General features: G+C 42.3%; 19 protein-coding genes. 2 read left to right on the forward strand and 17 right to left on the reverse strand.

Annotated elements, in window-relative coordinates; genetic code table 11:
* Positions 1 to 284: 284 nt before the first annotated feature.
* From FZC76_RS23675 to FZC76_RS08185, 4 genes are all read right to left on the reverse strand, one after another.
* On the reverse strand, positions 285 to 482 hold the full coding sequence (locus tag FZC76_RS23675) for a hypothetical protein (protein WP_392396820.1): 198 nt from the start codon (positions 480 to 482) through the stop codon (positions 285 to 287).
* A gap of 144 nt (positions 483 to 626) precedes the next feature.
* On the reverse strand, positions 627 to 1,517 hold the full coding sequence (locus FZC76_RS08175) for a cation diffusion facilitator family transporter (RefSeq protein WP_148987745.1): 891 nt from the start codon (positions 1,515 to 1,517) through the stop codon (positions 627 to 629).
* Between the two features lie 118 nt (positions 1,518 to 1,635).
* Entirely contained in the window at positions 1,636 to 3,885 is a 2,250-nt protein-coding gene (gene secDF / locus FZC76_RS08180) for a protein translocase subunit SecDF (RefSeq protein ID WP_148987746.1), read from the reverse strand.
* A 178-nt stretch (positions 3,886 to 4,063) separates the two neighbouring features.
* Positions 4,064 to 4,345: a post-transcriptional regulator gene (locus tag FZC76_RS08185; RefSeq protein ID WP_148987747.1), complete on the reverse strand. Its 282-nt coding sequence runs from the start codon at positions 4,343 to 4,345 to the stop codon at positions 4,064 to 4,066.
* 166 nt (positions 4,346 to 4,511) lie between these two features.
* Here FZC76_RS08185 and spoVB point away from each other — a divergent pair, with 166 nt between their 5' ends.
* Positions 4,512 to 6,068 carry a stage V sporulation protein B gene (gene spoVB, locus FZC76_RS08190; RefSeq protein ID WP_148987748.1) on the forward strand — a complete coding sequence of 519 codons (1,557 nt, stop codon included), beginning with the start codon at positions 4,512 to 4,514 and terminating at the stop codon, positions 6,066 to 6,068.
* Between the two features lie 52 nt (positions 6,069 to 6,120).
* On the opposite strand, the gene FZC76_RS08195 is transcribed toward spoVB, so the two are convergent.
* Positions 6,121 to 6,783, reverse strand: a complete 663-nt coding sequence (locus FZC76_RS08195; protein WP_148987749.1) for a DUF421 domain-containing protein — start codon at positions 6,781 to 6,783, stop codon at positions 6,121 to 6,123.
* A gap of 132 nt (positions 6,784 to 6,915) precedes the next feature.
* On the opposite strand from FZC76_RS08195, the gene FZC76_RS08200 reads away from it, so the two are divergent.
* Positions 6,916 to 7,305: a TIGR04086 family membrane protein gene (locus tag FZC76_RS08200; RefSeq protein WP_148987750.1), complete on the forward strand. Its 390-nt coding sequence runs from the start codon at positions 6,916 to 6,918 to the stop codon at positions 7,303 to 7,305.
* Positions 7,306 to 7,767: 462 nt separating this feature from the next.
* Here the strand turns inward: FZC76_RS08200 and yajC are convergent, their stop codons facing one another.
* From yajC to safA, 12 genes are all read right to left on the reverse strand, one after another.
* Positions 7,768 to 8,031, reverse strand: a complete 264-nt coding sequence (gene yajC / locus FZC76_RS08210; protein WP_010195975.1) for a preprotein translocase subunit YajC — start codon at positions 8,029 to 8,031, stop codon at positions 7,768 to 7,770.
* Positions 8,032 to 8,075: 44 nt separating this feature from the next.
* The gene (tgt, locus tag FZC76_RS08215) at positions 8,076 to 9,215 is read right to left on the reverse strand and encodes a tRNA guanosine(34) transglycosylase Tgt (protein ID WP_148987752.1); all 1,140 of its coding nucleotides are present in this window, start codon (positions 9,213 to 9,215) and stop codon (positions 8,076 to 8,078) included.
* A gap of 116 nt (positions 9,216 to 9,331) precedes the next feature.
* Positions 9,332 to 9,859, reverse strand: coding sequence for a GNAT family N-acetyltransferase (locus FZC76_RS08220; RefSeq protein WP_148987753.1), 528 nt, complete (start codon positions 9,857 to 9,859; stop codon positions 9,332 to 9,334).
* A gap of 29 nt (positions 9,860 to 9,888) precedes the next feature.
* A complete protein-coding gene (queA, locus tag FZC76_RS08225) occupies positions 9,889 to 10,917 on the reverse strand; it encodes a tRNA preQ1(34) S-adenosylmethionine ribosyltransferase-isomerase QueA (RefSeq protein ID WP_148987754.1) in 1,029 nt (342 codons plus the stop codon).
* Between the two features lie 329 nt (positions 10,918 to 11,246).
* Positions 11,247 to 11,444 carry a DUF2905 domain-containing protein gene (locus FZC76_RS08230; RefSeq protein ID WP_148987755.1) on the reverse strand — a complete coding sequence of 66 codons (198 nt, stop codon included), beginning with the start codon at positions 11,442 to 11,444 and terminating at the stop codon, positions 11,247 to 11,249.
* Complete coding sequence (gene ruvB, locus FZC76_RS08235; RefSeq protein ID WP_148988030.1) at positions 11,444 to 12,445, reverse strand: Holliday junction branch migration DNA helicase RuvB; 1,002 nt, start codon at positions 12,443 to 12,445, stop codon at positions 11,444 to 11,446. Before ruvB ends, FZC76_RS08230 begins: the two co-directional genes overlap by 1 nt.
* A gap of 43 nt (positions 12,446 to 12,488) precedes the next feature.
* Positions 12,489 to 13,100 (reverse strand): Holliday junction branch migration protein RuvA, encoded by a 612-nt coding sequence (gene ruvA, locus FZC76_RS08240; RefSeq protein ID WP_148987756.1) that lies wholly within the window; start codon positions 13,098 to 13,100, stop codon positions 12,489 to 12,491.
* A gap of 166 nt (positions 13,101 to 13,266) precedes the next feature.
* Positions 13,267 to 13,833: an intercompartmental signaling factor BofC gene (locus tag FZC76_RS08245; RefSeq protein ID WP_148987757.1), complete on the reverse strand. Its 567-nt coding sequence runs from the start codon at positions 13,831 to 13,833 to the stop codon at positions 13,267 to 13,269.
* A 649-nt stretch (positions 13,834 to 14,482) separates the two neighbouring features.
* Complete coding sequence (locus FZC76_RS08250) at positions 14,483 to 15,238, reverse strand: YhcN/YlaJ family sporulation lipoprotein (protein WP_148987758.1); 756 nt, start codon at positions 15,236 to 15,238, stop codon at positions 14,483 to 14,485.
* Positions 15,239 to 15,338: 100 nt separating this feature from the next.
* Positions 15,339 to 16,079, reverse strand: coding sequence for an NAD(+) synthase (gene nadE, locus FZC76_RS08255; protein ID WP_148987759.1), 741 nt, complete (start codon positions 16,077 to 16,079; stop codon positions 15,339 to 15,341).
* Positions 16,080 to 16,111: 32 nt separating this feature from the next.
* Positions 16,112 to 17,134: a phosphotransferase gene (locus FZC76_RS08260; RefSeq protein WP_187441994.1), complete on the reverse strand. Its 1,023-nt coding sequence runs from the start codon at positions 17,132 to 17,134 to the stop codon at positions 16,112 to 16,114.
* Positions 17,076 to 18,497 (reverse strand): SafA/ExsA family spore coat assembly protein, encoded by a 1,422-nt coding sequence (gene safA / locus FZC76_RS22960; RefSeq protein WP_187441995.1) that lies wholly within the window; start codon positions 18,495 to 18,497, stop codon positions 17,076 to 17,078. The genes FZC76_RS08260 and safA overlap by 59 nt, the downstream gene beginning before the upstream one ends.
* Between the last annotated feature and the right edge of the window lie 122 nt (positions 18,498 to 18,619).

Genomic DNA, 18,619 nt, shown 5'->3' on the forward strand with positions numbered 1-18,619 from the left:
GCAATATATGACCGAACAAAGAACATAAATGTCCGAACCAAATTTCCACAACAAAAAAAGGTGTATTTTATAAAAAAAACACACCTTTTCTTGCACCACCAAGGTACCTGACCCCAAAAACAAACAACCTATGAACTAACCACACCCAATGCTGGGGTCTGGTACCTCCCAAAAACAGATAACTAAAATTTCCACATCACTAATTAGTGGAGTCTGGTACCTCCTCAGGAGTCTGGTACCGCACTTAAGCTCTTGTAACGCACTCACAAAAAAACACAGGCGCTCTACCGCGACCTGCGTCTCTCTCCAACGGTCTCCACCGTATTTTCTTTGTCTGTTACCGGCTCAGAAGATACCGGTTTTTCCGTTGATGTCCCCGCATGCTTCTGCTGCATCCGTCTTTTCACCATAACCACCTGGTAAATTCCAATTGACCCAGCAATAACAATACCCATCAAAGTTGAAAATAATATGACCAACACCAGTGGCCACTCCGCTGTCCCGAATAAATAGTTCACCTCAACCGGTGCAACATTTAATACCGCAAAAATGGCAACAACGATAGTGAAAAGTACTCCCGCTAAAAGATACCATTGCGTCTTTATCTTAATCTCCCCCTTATTTTCTTATTCAGAGTATGGATTGATATGCACAAACACATCCTGAACTTCTTTATTTTCAATGAGTTTTGCCTTCACGTTTTTACCTATTTTATGACCATCTTCCACGGTGATGTATGGGTCCACGGAAATTTTTAAATCAATAATGACATAGTGGCCATGTTCCCTTGCATGCAGACTGTCAATTTTCATAACTCCAGGTACAGTTAGGACAACATCTCTAAACTCTTCCGTGTCTTCTTCATGCATGACATGGTCCATTGTATTGTGTATGGACTCCGAACCAAGCTGCCAAGAAATCTTGATAATCATGAGTGCTACAACAATTCCTGCTACTGGATCGAGATAGACTAACCAATCGACTCCGATATAACCTCCTAAGACCGCTCCGCCAATTCCTATTAAAGCTGCGATGGAGGAAAAAACGTCTGATCGATGTTCATAGGCATTGACAATGATGGCATCGCTCTTTATTCTTTTTCCCAAGTTGTACTTATATCGAAACATAATTTCTTTTACGATGATGGAAAAGACAACTACGTAAATGGCTAGAGCTTTTGGTGCCTTAATCGGTTCGAAGAATGCTTGAAAAGAAGATTTACCAATTTCAAATCCGACAATTAATAAAAGGACCGCGACAATTATTGCAGCAATATTTTCTGCTTTCCCATGACCGTATGGATGATCTTCATCAGGGGGTTGCTTTGCTGCTCTCAAACCTATGTATACAGCCAAAGACCCAGCAACATCTGATGCAGAATGAACAGCGTCTGCAACGAGCGCCCGACTGTTAGCGACAATTCCGGCCCAAGCTTTCAATGCAGCTAATACGACGTTCCCGACTACTCCGACCAATGCTGCAAACTCGGCTTTTTTAAACCGCTCATTATGTTCCATAACGTACACCCCTTTTGCATTCTCTTCTTCTATTGTACCCGAAATAGAGCATATCCCTCTCAAAAACTTAATAAATAAAAATGTCACAGCACCTAAACAGGCACTGTGACAGTAACAATTATACTTCTGGCTCTGGATCTTCTACAGGAGCCTTCTTTGGTTTACTGATTTGTTTATACTTCCAGTTCATCCACAGCTGTGCTGCAATAAATAGCGAAGAATACGTACCAACAATCAACCCTACCAACAGTGCAATGGAGAAATTAGTTATCGATTCACTGCCGAAAATAAGCAAGGCGATGACTGCGATAACTACAGTTCCAACCGTATTTAGGGATCTGACGAAGGTTTGCTGTAAGCTTTTATTCACAATATCTTTTAAGTCTTCATATGTTTTAACCCGTTTTTTCTTTTTCAGGTTTTCACGGATTCGGTCAAACGTAACAATTGTGTCATTGATAGAATAACCAACAATCGTTAACAAGGCAGCAATGAAGGTAATGTCCACTTCAAGCCTTGTTAAACTGAAGAACGCAACGATAAAGAAGGCGTCATGGAACAATGCCACGATGGCAGCAAGTGCGAACATCCACTCAAATCGGATGGTTACATAGATGATGATTCCCACAGCAGCTATCAGAATAGCAAAGAAGGCATTCCTTGCTAGCTCTTGTCCGACAGTAGGAGAGACCGTACTAACACTAGGCTCTGAGCCATACTTATTTTGGACATACTCTTTCACTTCCGCTATCTCAGTCTGTGAAAAATCATCCACATATCTTGCAACGGCAATTTCATTATTGTTTCCTGCAAGTACCACATCTTTTGGCTCCAAACCAATGGATGTCAATTCTTCTGTAATTCCTTCGGCTGTCAGACTTGTCTCACTTAAGATTTCCACCCTTGTCCCGGCTGCAAAATCAATACCAAGATTCAAGCGGAAAACTGCAAGAACAATGATTCCCACAACCACCAAAGCACCTGAGAGCATAAAGAATTTTTTGCGATGCTTCAAGAAATCCCAGTTTTCAAATCTATTAGGAGGCTCTGTATTTTCATCTGTCATATTAATATCAAGGATATCCTCTTTTTTCACACCGAATAGATGTGGCTTATTATTCATAAATCTACTGTTCACCCACAGGCCAAGCAAAAGTCTTGATCCGAAAACAGCTGTAATAAAGCTCAACAGGATACTTACTATCAACATGGTCGCAAAGCCTTTAACAGAACTAGTTCCGTAAACAAACATGACTCCAGCTGCTAGAAGTGTTGTCAGGTTGGCGTCTAGAATAGTTGAAAACGAGTTTCTGCTTCCTGCTCGGAAAGCTGACATGGCAGATCTGCCAAGCTTAAGTTCTTCTTTTATACGTTCATAGGTAATGATATTGGCGTCCACGGCCATACCAACCCCAAGTATCAACGCTGCAATACCCGGTAAGGTAAGAACCCCGTTCATCAATTCGAATACAAGTAGAATTAAGAAAATATACGTACTCAAAGTTACAACCGCCACCAAGCCTGGCAAACGGTAATAGACAAGCATGAAAATTAGGATCGCACTAATACCTATAATCCCTGCTAGTACTGTTTTCTGAAGAGCTGTTTCTCCAAATTTAGCTCCAACTGACGTGGAATAAATCTCTTCCAGCTCTACAGGTAAAGAACCTGCATTAAGAAGGTCTGCTAACTCCTTAGCAGATTCAATCGTAAAGTTGCCCGTAATCTGGACGTTCGTGTCATTAAATACACGATCTACACCAGCAGCAGAAAGGTATTTAGGATCTTCTTTTCCTGCTTCCGCTTGATAAGAGTCCACACCTTCTTCAAAATCCAACCAGATAACCATCAGATTTTGTCCGATCCCCATATCTTTCACCTGACGGGTTACGTCTGCAAATTGTGAAGCAGAACGAAGCGTCAGTGCAACACTAGGTGCATTATTTTGGTCAAAGGACTGACTTGCTCCTCCCTCTGCCAAGGCTGAACCATCCATGAGTAACTTGTCATTTACATCACGGAAGGTTAACTTGGCTTCTGTGGATAAAAGTTCCCTCGCCTTGGACTGGTCTTCTACTCCGGCAAGCTGGACACGGATACGGTCATCGCCTTCAATTTGGATGTTTGGTTCACTAACACCTAAAACGTTGACACGTTTATTCAGTGCACTGACCGTACTTACAAGTAAATCACGATCCACTTCACTATTTTCATTGATAGGTTTTACTTTATAAAGGACCTCAAAGCCCCCTTGGAGATCAAGACCAAGTTTAATATCTTTTGTAATTGGGTTCGTAAACACTCCAATTGTACTTCCAATCAAAATAAGAAGTAAAAAGAATGCTACGATCCGTCCTCTTTTGACCATGCGTGAAAAATCCTCCTTCTGCACTTACAATCGATGAAATAATTTCGGTTTTATGGACACCAGGGCTTCAATCATGATTCCAATAATAATTATGTAAAATGTTTAATAAAAGCCGTTGCAATGCCATCATGTACCATTATGATTCATCCATTAATGCCTGTCAATTTTTGCTGAAAATTTAATCTTTTTGTGAGGTAAAATAGTTTGGAGCTTTGTACGCTTCAATGGTGATGTAGCTCATGTAGTCGGTGACAGATAAGCTGTATACATCATTGACTAGTTCAAACAGTCTTTTGGTTTCGGGACGCTTCCATTTCTTTTTTGTCAAGCATTCCCACAATTCATCCTCTGTAACGGTGTCATAGCCAAAGAGTTGAAATTCCTCCAGCTTGCTTTGCAGTACTGGCCCTAGGTCGTACCGGAAAAGGTCATAAGCATGTTCATTGGTTTCCTTTTTCATTGTTCATTGAACCCCCATTCAATTCACTCTTTCTTTGTAATGCTTATTTCTAAAACCCTCTTTCCCTCTCACTATCACCTTGATAATACTTGTCATGCTTGGCCCACTCCTGTGCATATAGATAATTGTATATGATAAGTCAGTAATTGAGAAGGCAGGGAATGGGATGACAAAGCAAACATTTTTAAGAGGGACCTTAATTTTAATAATTGCCGGATTGATTACAAGGGCTTTAGGTTTTGTCAACCGGATTGTAGTAGCAAGGTTTATCGGAGAAGAAGGCGTGGGACTGTATATGATGGCGGTTCCTACACTTGTACTTACCATAACTATTACCCAACTTGGCTTGCCTGTTGCCATTTCCAAATTGGTCGCAGAGGCCGAAGCCCAAGGGAATCACCGGAAGATCAAAAAGATTTTGGTCGTATCCCTTGCCACGACTGGAGCGCTCAGCATTGTCTTCACTCCCGCCATGATACTCCTCGCTCCATATTTATCCAATCATTTATTTACAGACCCAAGAACCTATTACCCATTGATGGCTATCGCACCCGTTGTTCCCATTATCGCCATATCCTCTGTCCTTCGAGGCTATTTCCAAGGTAGGCAGAATATGAAACCATCCGCCATTTCACAAGTCATTGAACAGGTGGTCCGTATTTCATTAGTTGCCGCTTGTACAAAAGCATTGCTCCCATACGGGATTGAATATGCAGCAGCAGGCGCCATGCTTTCCGCAGTTGTAGGAGAACTGATGTCCTTGCTTTATATGCTATTTATTTTCAAAAATAAAAAATCCTTTCGTTTGCGCCGTAAGTTCTTTAACTATGTTGGCGAAGGAAAAGAAACATTTCGTGACTTGATGCGTATAGCCCTTCCTACAACAGGAAGCAGGATGATTGGATCTGTTGCTTGGTTTTTTGAACCAATTGTCGTTGCACAAAGCCTGGCTATTGCCGGTGTGGCCACAGCCATGGCTACCAAGCAGTACGGGGAACTGGTCGGATTTGCCCTTCCATTGATGATGTTACCGTCCTTTATTACTTATTCCTTATCCACGGCGCTCGTTCCTGCCATTAGTGAAGCGGCAGCTAAAAAAAACAGCATCCTTATCGAGCATCGACTTCAACAAGCATTGAGGCTTTCCTTTGTCACAGGTGGACTAGCAGTGGTACTTCTCTTCGTTTATGCAGAGCCTATTATGTTATTGATGTATGGCAGCAGCAAAGCGGCCATTTATATAAAAGTGATGGCCCCATTCTTTTTATTTTACTATTTCCAAGGACCTCTGCAGGCTACGTTACAGGCATTGGACCTTGCAAAGGCAGCCATGATCAACAGCTTCATTGGTGCGGCGGTGAAAACAGCTGTTATCTTTGTTTTGGCGAGTAAGCCTGCTTTTGGGATAATGGGGGCGGCACTTGGGATTGTCATTGGAATGATGCTTGTCACCTTATTGCATATGGCAACCATTATGAAGGCTCTTAACTACTCGCTATATATCCGTGATTATGTAAAAAGCTTTATTACCATGGGGATATGCGTAATCGCAGGAATGTGGATGGTCGACCATTTCATGCTTGGCTTTGGCGTGGGGCAACGGAGTGGTTTGATGATAATCCTGACATGCCTTTTGTATTTGGTTCTTTTATTGGCTTTTGGATTAGTAAAAAGAGAAGAGCTTGCAAGGTTGCCATTCTTAAAAAAGTGGCTGGCGAGGTAACAATTATACCATTTCGGGGTGTCTGGATTTCATTTCTGGACACCCCATTTGTTTATTCATCAATCAAATCAATAAAAAACACTCCATTATCGTAGCTGCAGTAGGAAATATTTTGAATTTCTTTATATCCAAGCGTTCTGAGTTGTTGTCTAAGCCAAAGATTCGTTTTACCGATATTTTTTAAATGTTCTTCTTGGATGACTCCATCCATCACGAGCGGCAGGTTCATGGAGTCTTCTTCTCCTGCCAATGTCGCCTCTTCCCTCTTTTTTTCAAATACCGATAGTTTTCCTGAAGGTTCAAGAATGGCAAACTCAACATCTGCCACATTTTTCACATTCTTCTCCCTGAGCTGCACAAGGAGGTCATCAAAGTTATATCTTTGTTTCTTCATGGCTTCTTCATCAATCTTCCCCTTATTTATGATCACACTGGGTTTCCCGTCAATCAGATCTCTGACACGTTCGCTTTTGAGCGATACAAAGGCGAGCATAATCTGTATACCCATTAACAAAAACATTGGAAGCAACGAATGGATTAGTGGGTCTTTCGGATTTTCAATTGCCATGACAGCCATTTCAGCAATCATGATAAACACGACCAAGTCCAAGACACTCAATTCTCCTATTTCTCTCTTTCCCATCACTCGGAAGATGAATAGGATAAGGAAATATAGAAATATGGTCCTTGCGATGATCAATATGTATTCTTCCATCACATCCACCTCCCCTGAAAATAGACAATAGTATCTTTAGTTTCCACCCAAAAAATATTTATATTCTATAATGACTCTCTAATGAATATGCTTGTATTACTTAGCATGTACTATGAAAGGGGAAAAGTGCGCATGGAATCAAAACGACTTGGTTTAGCTATCATGTATGGCTTGATAACCGTTTTTATGTTGGCAATTGTCATCAGTTTTATATTTTCTTTACTTTTGCGGTTCACTTCGCTTCAAGAAACTAGCGTAGCATGGATCATTGTGACCTTATCTTTTATTACGCTGTTTATTGGTGGGTTCATTTCAGGAGGGAGAGGAAAAGAAAAAGGATGGCTGCTAGGTGGAGCAACAGGCGGAGCCTACACACTTGTCATTTTTCTTTTTCAGTATTTAGGGAATGATTCCTTGTTTACCCTGCAGCAAATGCTGTTTCACCTTGGCTTTATCGGAATAGCCGCTCTTGGCGGTATTATCGGAGTGAATATCAGCGGGGGACACACATCAAAGGCCTAGTAAGTAAAACCGGGCTAAAACCGCCCGGTCCTTTTTTAGTTGCTTGGTTATTCTCCGCTGTTGATTTCCGCAAATGGCTCCGCTTTCCTAGGGGCACTGCTGGAGCCTCCTCGGCTTCGCCTGTGGGGTCTCCACCTAGCGCTATCTCCCTTAGGAGTCTCCGCCTTTTGCTCCAATCAACAGCTATAGATTACTAGAACCATACGTAAGTGTTCTTAAAGATAACTCAGGTAAATACTCTCCTTCAACCCTTAAGTAAATGCAGTTACCAAGTTGATTGAAGTGGAAGGCGCGTAGACGCCCGCGGGAGGAAGGGACAGGTGAGACCCCGCAACGGAGTGAGGAGGCTCACGGACCGCCCGCAGGCAAGCGAAGCGCCTGGAACGGAAATCAACTAAATTTTTTACTTTCTTATTCTTTAAAAAAGAGCATGAACCCAACAGGGAACATGCTCTTTTTTCATTAGTCTTGAACTACATCTCTAACCGCTTGTCGGTCGTATGTAAGACGAGAACCGTCTCCTGCTTTGATGACAATCTTGTCCTCATCCAATGCATCCACGATACCGTGTAATCCACCGATTGTAACAACTTTGTCCCCTTTTTGCAGGCTAGTTTGCATTTCACGAACTTGCTTTTGACGCTTTTGTTGTGGGCGAATTAACAAGAAGTAGAAAATAGCAAACATTAATACTAAAGGTAAAATAGCACCAGCCATTCCTTCCATGTTGTAACGCCTCCTTTCTCATCAGTCATGTATGGGAAGAGATTTTAGAAGTTCTTAGCATTCGGTTTATTGAATCCATATTTCTCAAAAAACTCTTCTTTGAAGTCCCCCAGACGATCTTCGCGAATCGCTTGTCTGACATTCTCCATTAATTTTACCAGAAAATAAAGGTTATGGTAAGTTGTAAGCCTAATTCCCAAAGTTTCGTCACATTTGATTAGGTGACGGATGTAAGCTCTGGAATAATTTGTACAAGTATAGCAGTCGCACTCTGGATCAAGCGGTCCAAAGTCACGTGCAAACTTCGCATTTTTGACAACCAATCTACCTTCACTTGTCATTAATGTCCCATTTCGGGCAATTCTAGTCGGCAATACGCAGTCAAACATATCAATTCCGCGAATCGCTCCATCAATTAGGGAGTCAGGAGACCCTACACCCATGAGGTAACGCGGTTTGTCTGTCGGCAACCACGGAGTCGTGAATTCAAGTGTGCGATTCATGACATCTTTCGGCTCTCCTACAGATAATCCCCCAACTGCATACCCAGGAAAATCCATAGATACGAGGTCTTGTGCACTTAACTTACGCAGATCCTCATATTCCCCACCTTGAACGATACCAAACAGGCCTTGGTCATGTGGACGCTGGTGTGCTTCTAAGCAGCGTTCCGCCCAGCGAGATGTACGTTCTACTGATTTTTTCATGTATTCATGTGTAGCAGGATATGGCGGACATTCGTCAAATGCCATCATGATATCAGAACCAAGGTCGTTTTGGATGTGCATCGCTTTTTCCGGCGATAAGAAAAGCTTGTCTCCGTTCATATGGTTGCGAAAGTGTACCCCTTCTTCTTCAATCTTACGTAGGTCGCTCAGACTGAATACCTGGAAGCCCCCAGAATCAGTAAGAATGGCGCGATCCCAGTTCATGAATTTGTGAAGCCCGCCCGCTTCTTTGACGATTTCATTACCTGGACGCAGCCATAGGTGATAGGTGTTGCTCAGGATGATTCCTGCACCCATTGCTTTGACGTCTTCTGGGGACATTGTTTTTACGGTGGCAAGTGTTCCTACTGGCATGAATACTGGTGTTTCAAAGCTTCCGTGTGGTGTGTGGACAATGCCAAGGCGCGCGCCTGTTTGTTTACATGTTTTGATTAGTTCATATCTGATTGCTGTCATTGTATTCTCCTTAGGATTTCTATAAAGCATTTCATTGATTTGGCAAACTCCTGTAGAGTTCCGTTCCTGATGTTTTCTGCAGGCAGTATATAAAGCTTTTTGTGACATTGGTCAAACTAAAGCGACACTTCTAGTTGCACATCCTTAGGCTCTCTATCATAAATAGGCTGGTGAATTTCTTGAGCAGGCAAACAGCCCATTTTTTTGTAAAAATGCTGTGTTTCGACCGCTGGATGAGCACCTATATAAAGTTTGTTCGCCCCCATCTCTCTTGCTTTTTCCATCGTTTTTCGGAAAAGCTTTTCTCCTATCTTTTGTCCTCTATAGTCTGCAGAAACATGGATAAAGGATAGTTCCAGATAGGTTGATTCCGTTCCAAATTGATCTGGTTCAATGACAGAAAAGCCTAGTAGCTTTCCGTCTTCTTTCACACAGATTACTGCTCCACCTTTTTCGGCTGTTTTTTTAAGATGTAATGCGATGTTCTGTTTCTGTTGCTCGTTCCAATCATCTACAAAGGCATCCTTTTTTTTCAGCAGTTGATCGTTATCCATCACATAGACATCCTTCGTTTCCTGATACCGCTTAAAGCCTGATAGAAAATTCCCGGTAATCTCTTTTTGATCAAGGATAAATATGTTCATTCTTTCTGCTCCCCTTCAAGAGAGTTCCATTATAAAATCAGCATTGCATCGCCAAAGCTGAAAAAGCGATATCGTTGTTTAACGGCTTCTTCATATGAGTGCATAACGTGTTCGCGGCCGGCAAGAGCGCTGACGAGCATGATTAATGTGGATTTTGGAAGGTGGAAGTTTGTTATCATGCCGTCAATGGCTGCAAACTTATAACCCGGGTATATGAATATGTTTGTCCATCCGTTCGCCTCTTTAAACTCTCCATGATCGCGTGCAATTGTTTCAAGTGTTCGTGTCGAAGTGGTGCCTACTGTGATAATTTTTCCACCATTGCTGCGAACCTCGTTTAAAAGTCTTGCAGTGCCTTCTGACATCTGATAAAACTCTGCATGCATATCATGCTCTTCTACGGAATCCACGCTAACTGGCCGGAATGTACCAAGGCCTACATGAAGGGTAATGAAAGCAGTGTGTACTCCTTTATCCTTCAATGCATCTAGCAGTTCTTCTGTAAAATGGAGACCTGCTGTCGGAGCTGCAGCTGAACCAGTTTCCCTTGCAAAGACAGTCTGATAACGGTCGCGGTCTTCTAGTTGTTCTTTGATATATGGAGGTAGCGGCATTTCACCTAAGCTATCTAATACTTCGTAAAAGATGCCTTCATAGCGGAAATCAAGTTTTCTACCGCCATGCTCGCTTTCACCGGTGCAAATGGCAGTTAAACGACCATCGCCGAAGGATACCACAGTGCCTTCTTTTACACGTTTAGCAGGCTTAATGAGGGTTTCCCATGTGTCACCTTCTATTTGTTTCAATAGTAGTACTTCAATTTTTGCCCCTGTTTCACTTTTGACGCCAAAAAGACGTGCAGGCAATACTCTTGTATCATTAAGGACAAGGCAATCGCCTTCATTTACGTAGTCCAAGATGGAGCGGAAAGTGGGTTCGTGTGTTAGTTCTCCGGTTTGTTTGTTTAGTACCATTAGGCGTGATGCTTCTCTTTGTTCTAGTGGAGTTTGTGCGATCAGTTCTTCTGGTAAATGGAAATCAAATAAATCTATCTTCATAGTGTCACCTTTTCTTGTTTGCTATCTTAGTATATCGTTGACTCCTGTATCCTTCCGTTCCAGGTGTTCGCTTATCCAGAGGACGGTGTTTGAGCCTCTTCATTGCGTTGGTAACCACTGAAAAAAAAACCTAATTAAAGTGTTGTTTATACACAGCTGTGGATTTCCGCAAATGGCTTCGCTTTCCTAGGGGCGCTGCTGGAGCCTCCTCGGCTTCGCCGAAAATGCGTAGCATTTTTGAGTGGCTTCCTTCATTTGTGGGTCTCAAGTAACCGTTTCTCCCGGAGGAGTCTTACACCTTGCACTTCAGTCTACAGGTGGATTCTCTTTTATCTAAAGCGTCCGATGAAATAAAATATAAGACTGAGTACGATGCTGATGATGATGGAGGTTACAATTGGGAAGAAGAAGGTTACATTGCCTTTTTTCACAATGATGTCTCCTGGGATTTTTCCGACCACTTGCCAGAGAAATCCTACGATTAAAAGCGCCGCTCCAATTACCATCAGCATTTTAGGCAATTCCATTATTCTTTTGGCACCTCCATATTAAAATGACGGTACACTAAGTCTGTCACGACCCGGCCGCGTGGAGTTCGTTGGAGAAACCCAATTTGCAGGAGGTAAGGCTCATACACATCTTCAATGGTATGAGATTCTTCTCCTATGGTTGCTGCGATTGTATCCACTCCAACCGGACCACCACGGAACTTTTCAATGATGCCCATCAGTAGCTTATGGTCGATATGATCTAATCCAAGTTTATCTACCTGCAAGCGATCTAACGCTTCTTTTGCTAGAGATGCACTAATTGTATCTTTTCCTAATACTTGGGCAAAATCCCTCACCCTTCGCAGTAGCCTATTAGCAATACGCGGGGTTCCCCTTGCTCTTCTGCTTATCTCTGTTGCGGCGTCCTGCTCTAATCCAATCTCCAGGATCTGTGCAGTGCGAAGGCAGATTTCCGTTAACTGCTCTTCGTTGTAATACTCCAACCTGCTCAGTACTCCAAAGCGGTCTCTAAGAGGTGCTGTAAGTAAGCCCACTCTTGTAGTGGCCCCAACAAGCGTGAAAGGAGGAAGATCAAGACGGACAGATTTGGAAGTTGGCCCCTTCCCTATCACGATATCCAAACAATAATCCTCCATCGCAGGATAAAGAACTTCTTCAATAGAACGATGAAGACGGTGAATTTCATCAATGAAAAGGACATCGCCCGGTTCTAATGCAGACAAAATTGCTGCAAGGTCGCCTGGACGCTCAATGGCAGGTCCTGCTGTGGTGCGAAGTTGAACCCCCATCTCATTCGCTATGATGGCTGCAAGTGTCGTTTTCCCAAGTCCAGGAGGTCCGTAAAGCAGGACATGATCCAAGGTTTCCTGGCGCATTTTTGCTGCTTGTATAAACACTTCCAGGTTTTCCTTCACTTTATCTTGTCCAATATATTGCTGCAGGGTTTGTGGCCTTAAACTATACTCTAAAGAATGCTCCTCTAAGGTTGCATCCTGTGAAACCATCCGATCATCCATCATGTGGTTCCCCCTTTCCTAAGTCAGTGTGTAATGTCCCATATTATTTCAATAGGAGCTGTAATGCTCTTTTTACATATTGATCTGTAGATAGATCTTCTTTTTTCAATGCAGGCACAATTTTTTTGATTTCCCGGTCACCATAACCTAATACTTTCAATGCCTCTAAAGCTTCATCCAATGCAGAGCTGGAAGTTGTCGTGACATTTACCTCTACATCAGGCTGAAAAAGATCTGGAAAAGCACTTGGTACTAGGTCGTTGAGCTTGCCTTTTAGATCTAATATTATTTGTCTTGCTGTTTTTTTCCCCACACCCGGGAATTTGACGAGGAATTTTTCATCTTCATTTTCTATAGCATGTACAACCTGTGCCGGCTGACCAGATGCTAAAATGGCAAGTGCACCTTTTGGACCGATGCCTGTAACGTTTAAAAGCTTCATAAACAGATTTTTATCTTCTCTCGTTTTGAAACCATATAGGGCCAAAATATCTTCCCTGACATGCTGATATGTATAAATGGTCACTTCTTTGTCGCGGTTCACTTGATAAATGAAAGGGTTTGGCGCATTCACCTGATAGCCCACTCCCATCACTTCCACCACAACGTATTCCGGTGACACGTATTCGACAAAACCTCTAATAAAATCGATCAACGTAAAAATACTCCCCTTTTCGTTCAACTTCTACTCTCCATTTTACCATGAATAGAAGAAACTATCGGCTCAAAAGAAAAAGATAGCATATTTTAATGCAATTGTTAAGGTAAATTAACCTTGACCTGACCAATGCGAAAAACAGACCAGCAAGATGCCGGCCTGTTCATTGTTTTTTGGTCGTATAAGGCTTGAATGTCTCCAATACTTGTACATAATCATCTTTGGTGCCCACTTTAATTCCACCTTTTAATTGCTCGTGCTGGTGGCTTTCCAATTTTCCTACATCAATCTGGAAAAAGGATTGGATAATCTTGGATGCCTCTGTTGGCTTTCCTTCATATATGGTTAGAATTCCATCATCGGTGATTCCAAAGTATCCATTGGATTTCAATAAAGGTGATATGTCATCAATGTATTGTTGAAACACAACTTGTTCTCCATCCAGATCGATAACCTGCCAATCTTCGTATTGAGCCCAAAAGTCTTCCATTGCCCAAACGGTCTCATCCAGAATTTCCTCACTGACCTCGCCATCGAGATAGATTCGCTCCAACACAACCTTCAATGTCAATGGACCGTTTACTTCAAACGCATCCTCAAGTACTTCTTCATCCACATATTCATTCTCATCTGCTGCACCTTCATAAGTGGCAAACGTATAAAACAATCCAGATGCGGCAACGAAGACAACTACCAGTAGGATCCACTTTTTAAGTATGATGGGTTTCATTGTTACATTGCCCCCTCACATTCTCTTTAGTTTAATTTCTATCCCAACAAATTATTGGTCTTATCCTTTTTTAGTTTGACCATATTTAGAAATATTAACCATGAGTAAGTGGAAAATTTAATCACAGAAAAAAAGCACTTACCCTCTGGTAACTGCCAAAATGAAATAATGGTCGTCACTAAGGTCTTCATAACCACCATGAGGACCTCTCTTCTCCTTTTTCCTCGTCACTGAGGTCTTCATAACCACCATGAGGACCTCTCTTCTCCTTTTTCCTTGTCACTGAGGTCTTCATAACCACCATGAGGACCTCTCTTCTCCTTTTTCCTCGTCACTGAGGTCTTCATAACCACCATGAGGACCTCTCTTCTCCTTTTTCCTTGTCACTGAGGTCTTCATAACCACCATGAGGACCTCTCTTCTCCTTTTTCCTCGTCACTAAGGTCTTCATAACCACCATGAGGACCTCTCTTCTCCTTTTTCCTCGTCACTGAGGTCTTTATAACCACCATGAGGATCTCTCTTCTCCTTTTCCCGTCACTGAGGTCTTTACATCGTCTATCAAGAATCCCCTGAAGACTATAGATCCATTCAATAATCTCCTATGTAGAAAAAACAGCCCCTATCTTAAGAGGCTGTTCCCAAAAAGTTATCTTGTCATGGTGCGATAAATTCCACGCATTGTTTGATCTAGATCTTGCAAATGCCATTCTCCATTACGCAAGTCATTGTCCACACTTCTGACTGTACTGTACACACTTGCATCAACGGCAACGCGTACGTCTTTATTTTTCAGCAGCGGATTAACTGCTTCACGCACTTCACGTTTTATTTGACGTGTATCATCTGCTCCATTTTCTGGATTTACCGCAACAAGCACTTCATCCCCATTGATTAAAACACGGGCATCATCGACTCCATCCACCTTAGAAGCACGTTTTACGACCCGATTTGCAAGGTTCCCATCATAATTATTGTAATACGAAGGATTCCCGACATTCTCGATCCCGTTTAGATGTCCGTGATAGTTCTGATCTGTCCGACTGTAATGTGGCGTATCATACCCAATATTCAAATCCCCGCCATCAAAATTACGGTTTGTTTCATTTCTGACTCCATTTTCTTTGTTACGTCTTACTCTGGTTTCGTCGTAGATCACAGATCGGTCCAAAATTTCATTCAAAGGACCATCATTATCCTCCAGAAGACGGGCATTTCCCCTTTCTTCCGGTTCGCGACGTGTACGGTCATTGTTTACATAAGGATTGTGTTCGCTTGTATAATACCCAATAGGTCTTGTTTCCTCATAATACCTATTGTCTGTTGCACTTTCCTTTTGGCCGCATCCCGTAAGACCGCCTACTAAAAGTGCCGCAGAGGTTACAGTGAATAGTGACTTCCTCAATGTAAAAACCCCCTAACGAGTCAGTTGAGTACAAAAGATGTACTCTCCATTAGGGTGACATGTTAAGGGGTGTTTTATTTTGTTAGTTCTCTCCAAGCTTTTAAAATTTTGGAGGTCCGTATGCCAGTTGACGTTTATGCTCTGTACGTTTATGCATTCTATCAATGATTTGCTTATCTTTTTCAGGAATTTCCTCGCCCTTAAGATAGCTGTCGATCATGTTGTAAGTTGTACCCATCTCATTTTCATCCGTCTGGCCTTCCCACAATCCTGCACTTGGCGGCTTACTGATGATGCTGTCTGGTACTCCGAGTACTTTCGCCATTTCACGAACTTCGCCTTTGGTTAATTTCACAAGTGGAACTAAGTCTACTCCACCGTCTCCATATTTAGTAAAATAACCAGTATGCCATTCTGCCGCATTATCAGTACCAACTACCAAATAACCATAATTGTTAGCCACTGCATAAAGGGTTGTCATACGAAGGCGTGCACGTGTATTTGCATCACCAAGTCTGGATGTTTCTTCGTTCCATTCGCCTTTTTCCTTTAGCTGTTTTTCCATTGCAGAAAAAAGAACGGTGTGTGTCTCAGAAAGGTCGATAGTCGTATGAGAAATTCCACAGCTCTCGATAACATCTAGCGCATATTCTTGATCTTTCGGATCACTTTTACAAGGCATAATGACGCCTAGAGAATCTTCAGGAAATGCCCTTTTAATTAAATGAGCGACAACAGCGGAATCGATTCCACCGCTTACCCCAACAATTGCTCCATTCAGTCCTGCATCTTTTACTTTTTCTTGTATCCATTGTACCAACTTGGAAATTTTTTCTTCCATTACGTATTCTTCCCTCCAATTAGCAATATAAGTTATTGTATCAGATTGTTGTAATTCGTCAAAAATTGTTTGCGCAAATCCCAAGTAGAAATAAAGTAGGAAAGGTTGGCAAAGCTGCTTGGCATCCTTGTATCGCCGCTTGAGTGTGAAAAGTGGTTCCCTTCTCGTAAAATGTCCATTGGAAAAGACAGCGCCGTCCTAAACCAAGGCTGTCCTTTGCCCAATTCAATTAAAAAGGCATGAGGTTGAAATAAGCTACTATTCCATTTTATAAAAGGAAGTATTCTGCTTGCATATTGGATATAATCCCACTCCGCACTTCCAACTGAAAGTAAATCATAATCAATTAAATACACCTTATTGTCTGCAGCTCTAATAAAATTATGACTCGCCACATCACCATGAAGTACCACTTTCTCTGTTTGCACATATTCTTTCATCAACTCATTCAGTGCAAAATGACTATAGTATACAATTTCACCGATTACATGGGGGTTAAACCACTTTGCTAAAAATGGGACATGACTTTCAAAATTTTCAAGTCGGTTTTGCCATTTGACAACCGTGTTTTCTTGCGGCAACTCAGATGGCAGATTGGATAGGATTGTTTTACTGTATTGATGAAAATTTTGCAGGGTATTCAGTCCATCTGTTCTATCCTCTGTCTTGGAAAAGCTGAACTTTCGCTTAGGAACTATATACTTTAACAACACCCATACTAATCCTTGGTCTACAAGAAAGAATTGACCATCATTAAATTTTTCGTACATAAGCCCCGTATGAAAACCGTTCTTATGTAGAAGATGGCTAAAACGTATGATGGATTCCAGATTGCCAGGTTCCGCGTAGCCCTTTAAAATATATAAACCTTTTTCTGCTTGTATTTTATAGAGATTATTTTTTATTTTACTGTAGGAATGTATTGCAAGCTTTGTTTCCCGGGAGAGACGAAAGAAAAGACGATTTCGATTGAAATCGTCTCTAAAGATCGGTTGATCAGTTTTCATCATCAATTTCTGGACCTTCAAAATCTGATCCTTCATTTCGCTCTTCATTTGAAACCCCGTACCCATAACCTTGAGGATTATAATAGCCCGGAGCAACAGGATAGCCATAAGGAGCATAACCATAAGGAACATCGTTTCGATAACCTTGAGGTGCTCCACAGCCACAATCTCCACCGGAGCTTGCTCCTGCAACTTGCTGCTGATTACCGTCCATTGGTCCGAATCCTGAACCTGGAGATACTGGCCCCATCGGATAGCATGGATACCCTCCCATTGGTCCCATAGGCATTCCTTGTGGCATCATTTGTGGCATGCCCATTCCTGGCATCATTCCTGGCATGCCCATTCCTTGCATTCCTGGCATCATTTGTGGCATGCCCATCCCTTGCATTCCATTTTGAGCCATTTGATCTTGAACACCCATTACGGCACTTTCCATCTCTTCATTGCTCATGTTCGGCATTTGGCCCATCTGTTGCAGCTGTTGCATTTGCTGCATCATTTGTTGTTGCATTTGCCCGTAATCAACATCAGGAGACTCTTCGCCTTGTTGCACTCCCATTACTTGTGATCCATCCATTCCTTGCATTCCAGGCATCATCCCCGGCATTCCCATTCCTTGCATTCCTGGCATCATCCCCGGCATTCCCATTCCTTGCATTCCTGGCATCATCCCCGGCATTCCCATTCCTTGCATTCCTGGCATCATCCCTGGCATTCCCATTCCTGGGCCACCCCATCCTGGTCCCCATCCGTGATGGTGATGATGGTGTGGTGGATATGGAGGGCATAATCCGCTTCCTGGCAATACAGGTGATACTGGATAGCATTCTTCCATAGCTGGTTGTTGCACTCCCATTACCTGTTCAGGACTTTCAGGACTCTCTTCTTTAGGCTTTGGTATGTTTACAGGCATGTTCACATTTGGCATGTTCACATTTGGCATCTTTATGTTCGGCATTTTTGCGTTCGGCATTTTGATGTTCGGCATCTTCGGCATTTTTTCATTAGGCTGCTTGTGCGGAACATTAACCGTCAAATAATTATTTACATCCACTTCGGGAAAATACGGCTTCAATTGCGGCATTTTCGGAGTGTATGGTGTTTTCTGCGCTTCTTTTACTGGTTGCTCTTTTACTGCAGGCTTTTTCGGCATCTCCTTATAAGGATGTTGCGCTTTAGGCGCCTGTACGCCCATTACTTGCTTTGGCGCTTCTTTCGTCACACCCATCACTTGGCTTTCTTTCTTGACAGGTACCCCTGCCATCGGCACTTTTATTTTCATTCCAGGCATAATCATGTCAGGATTGCTTAGTTGTGAATTCGATTTCTTTAGTTCTTCGAAGTTCACATTGTATTTCTGGGCAATCTTCCACAATGTATCCCCTTTTTGGACAATATGGATTTTCAAGGATTTTCCCTCCTTAGCAAAGTCTTTACAGTCTATGAGTTGTGTAGGCATTTTGCCACTATTCTTCAACTCAACTTATGCGTCAAAAGGGGAGTTTATGATAAAAAACATGGACACCGCAG

Origin of the sequence: Sutcliffiella horikoshii (assembly GCF_008180725.1) — a bacterium.
In the GTDB taxonomy this organism is placed as follows: Bacteria; Bacillota; Bacilli; order Bacillales; family Bacillaceae_I; genus Sutcliffiella_A; species Sutcliffiella_A horikoshii_B.

Coding starts and splice junctions, on each gene's coding strand:
- FZC76_RS08175 (WP_148987745.1), bottom strand. CDS start 1,517: ATGGAACATAATGAGCGGTTTAAAAAAGCCGAGTTTGCAGCATTGGTC.
- secDF (WP_148987746.1), bottom strand. CDS start 3,885: ATGGTCAAAAGAGGACGGATCGTAGCATTCTTTTTACTTCTTATTTTG.
- FZC76_RS08185 (WP_148987747.1), bottom strand. CDS start 4,345: ATGAAAAAGGAAACCAATGAACATGCTTATGACCTTTTCCGGTACGAC.
- spoVB (WP_148987748.1), top strand. CDS start 4,512: ATGACAAAGCAAACATTTTTAAGAGGGACCTTAATTTTAATAATTGCC.
- FZC76_RS08195 (WP_148987749.1), bottom strand. CDS start 6,783: ATGGAAGAATACATATTGATCATCGCAAGGACCATATTTCTATATTTC.
- FZC76_RS08200 (WP_148987750.1), top strand. CDS start 6,916: ATGGAATCAAAACGACTTGGTTTAGCTATCATGTATGGCTTGATAACC.
- yajC (WP_010195975.1), bottom strand. CDS start 8,031: ATGGAAGGAATGGCTGGTGCTATTTTACCTTTAGTATTAATGTTTGCT.
- tgt (WP_148987752.1), bottom strand. CDS start 9,215: ATGACAGCAATCAGATATGAACTAATCAAAACATGTAAACAAACAGGC.
- FZC76_RS08220 (WP_148987753.1), bottom strand. CDS start 9,859: ATGAACATATTTATCCTTGATCAAAAAGAGATTACCGGGAATTTTCTA.
- queA (WP_148987754.1), bottom strand. CDS start 10,917: ATGAAGATAGATTTATTTGATTTCCATTTACCAGAAGAACTGATCGCA.
- FZC76_RS08230 (WP_148987755.1), bottom strand. CDS start 11,444: ATGGAATTGCCTAAAATGCTGATGGTAATTGGAGCGGCGCTTTTAATC.
- ruvB (WP_148988030.1), bottom strand. CDS start 12,445: ATGGATGATCGGATGGTTTCACAGGATGCAACCTTAGAGGAGCATTCT.
- FZC76_RS08245 (WP_148987757.1), bottom strand. CDS start 13,833: ATGAAACCCATCATACTTAAAAAGTGGATCCTACTGGTAGTTGTCTTC.
- nadE (WP_148987759.1), bottom strand. CDS start 16,079: ATGGAAGAAAAAATTTCCAAGTTGGTACAATGGATACAAGAAAAAGTA.
- FZC76_RS08260 (WP_187441994.1), bottom strand. CDS start 17,134: ATGAAGAGCGAAATGAAGGATCAGATTTTGAAGGTCCAGAAATTGATG.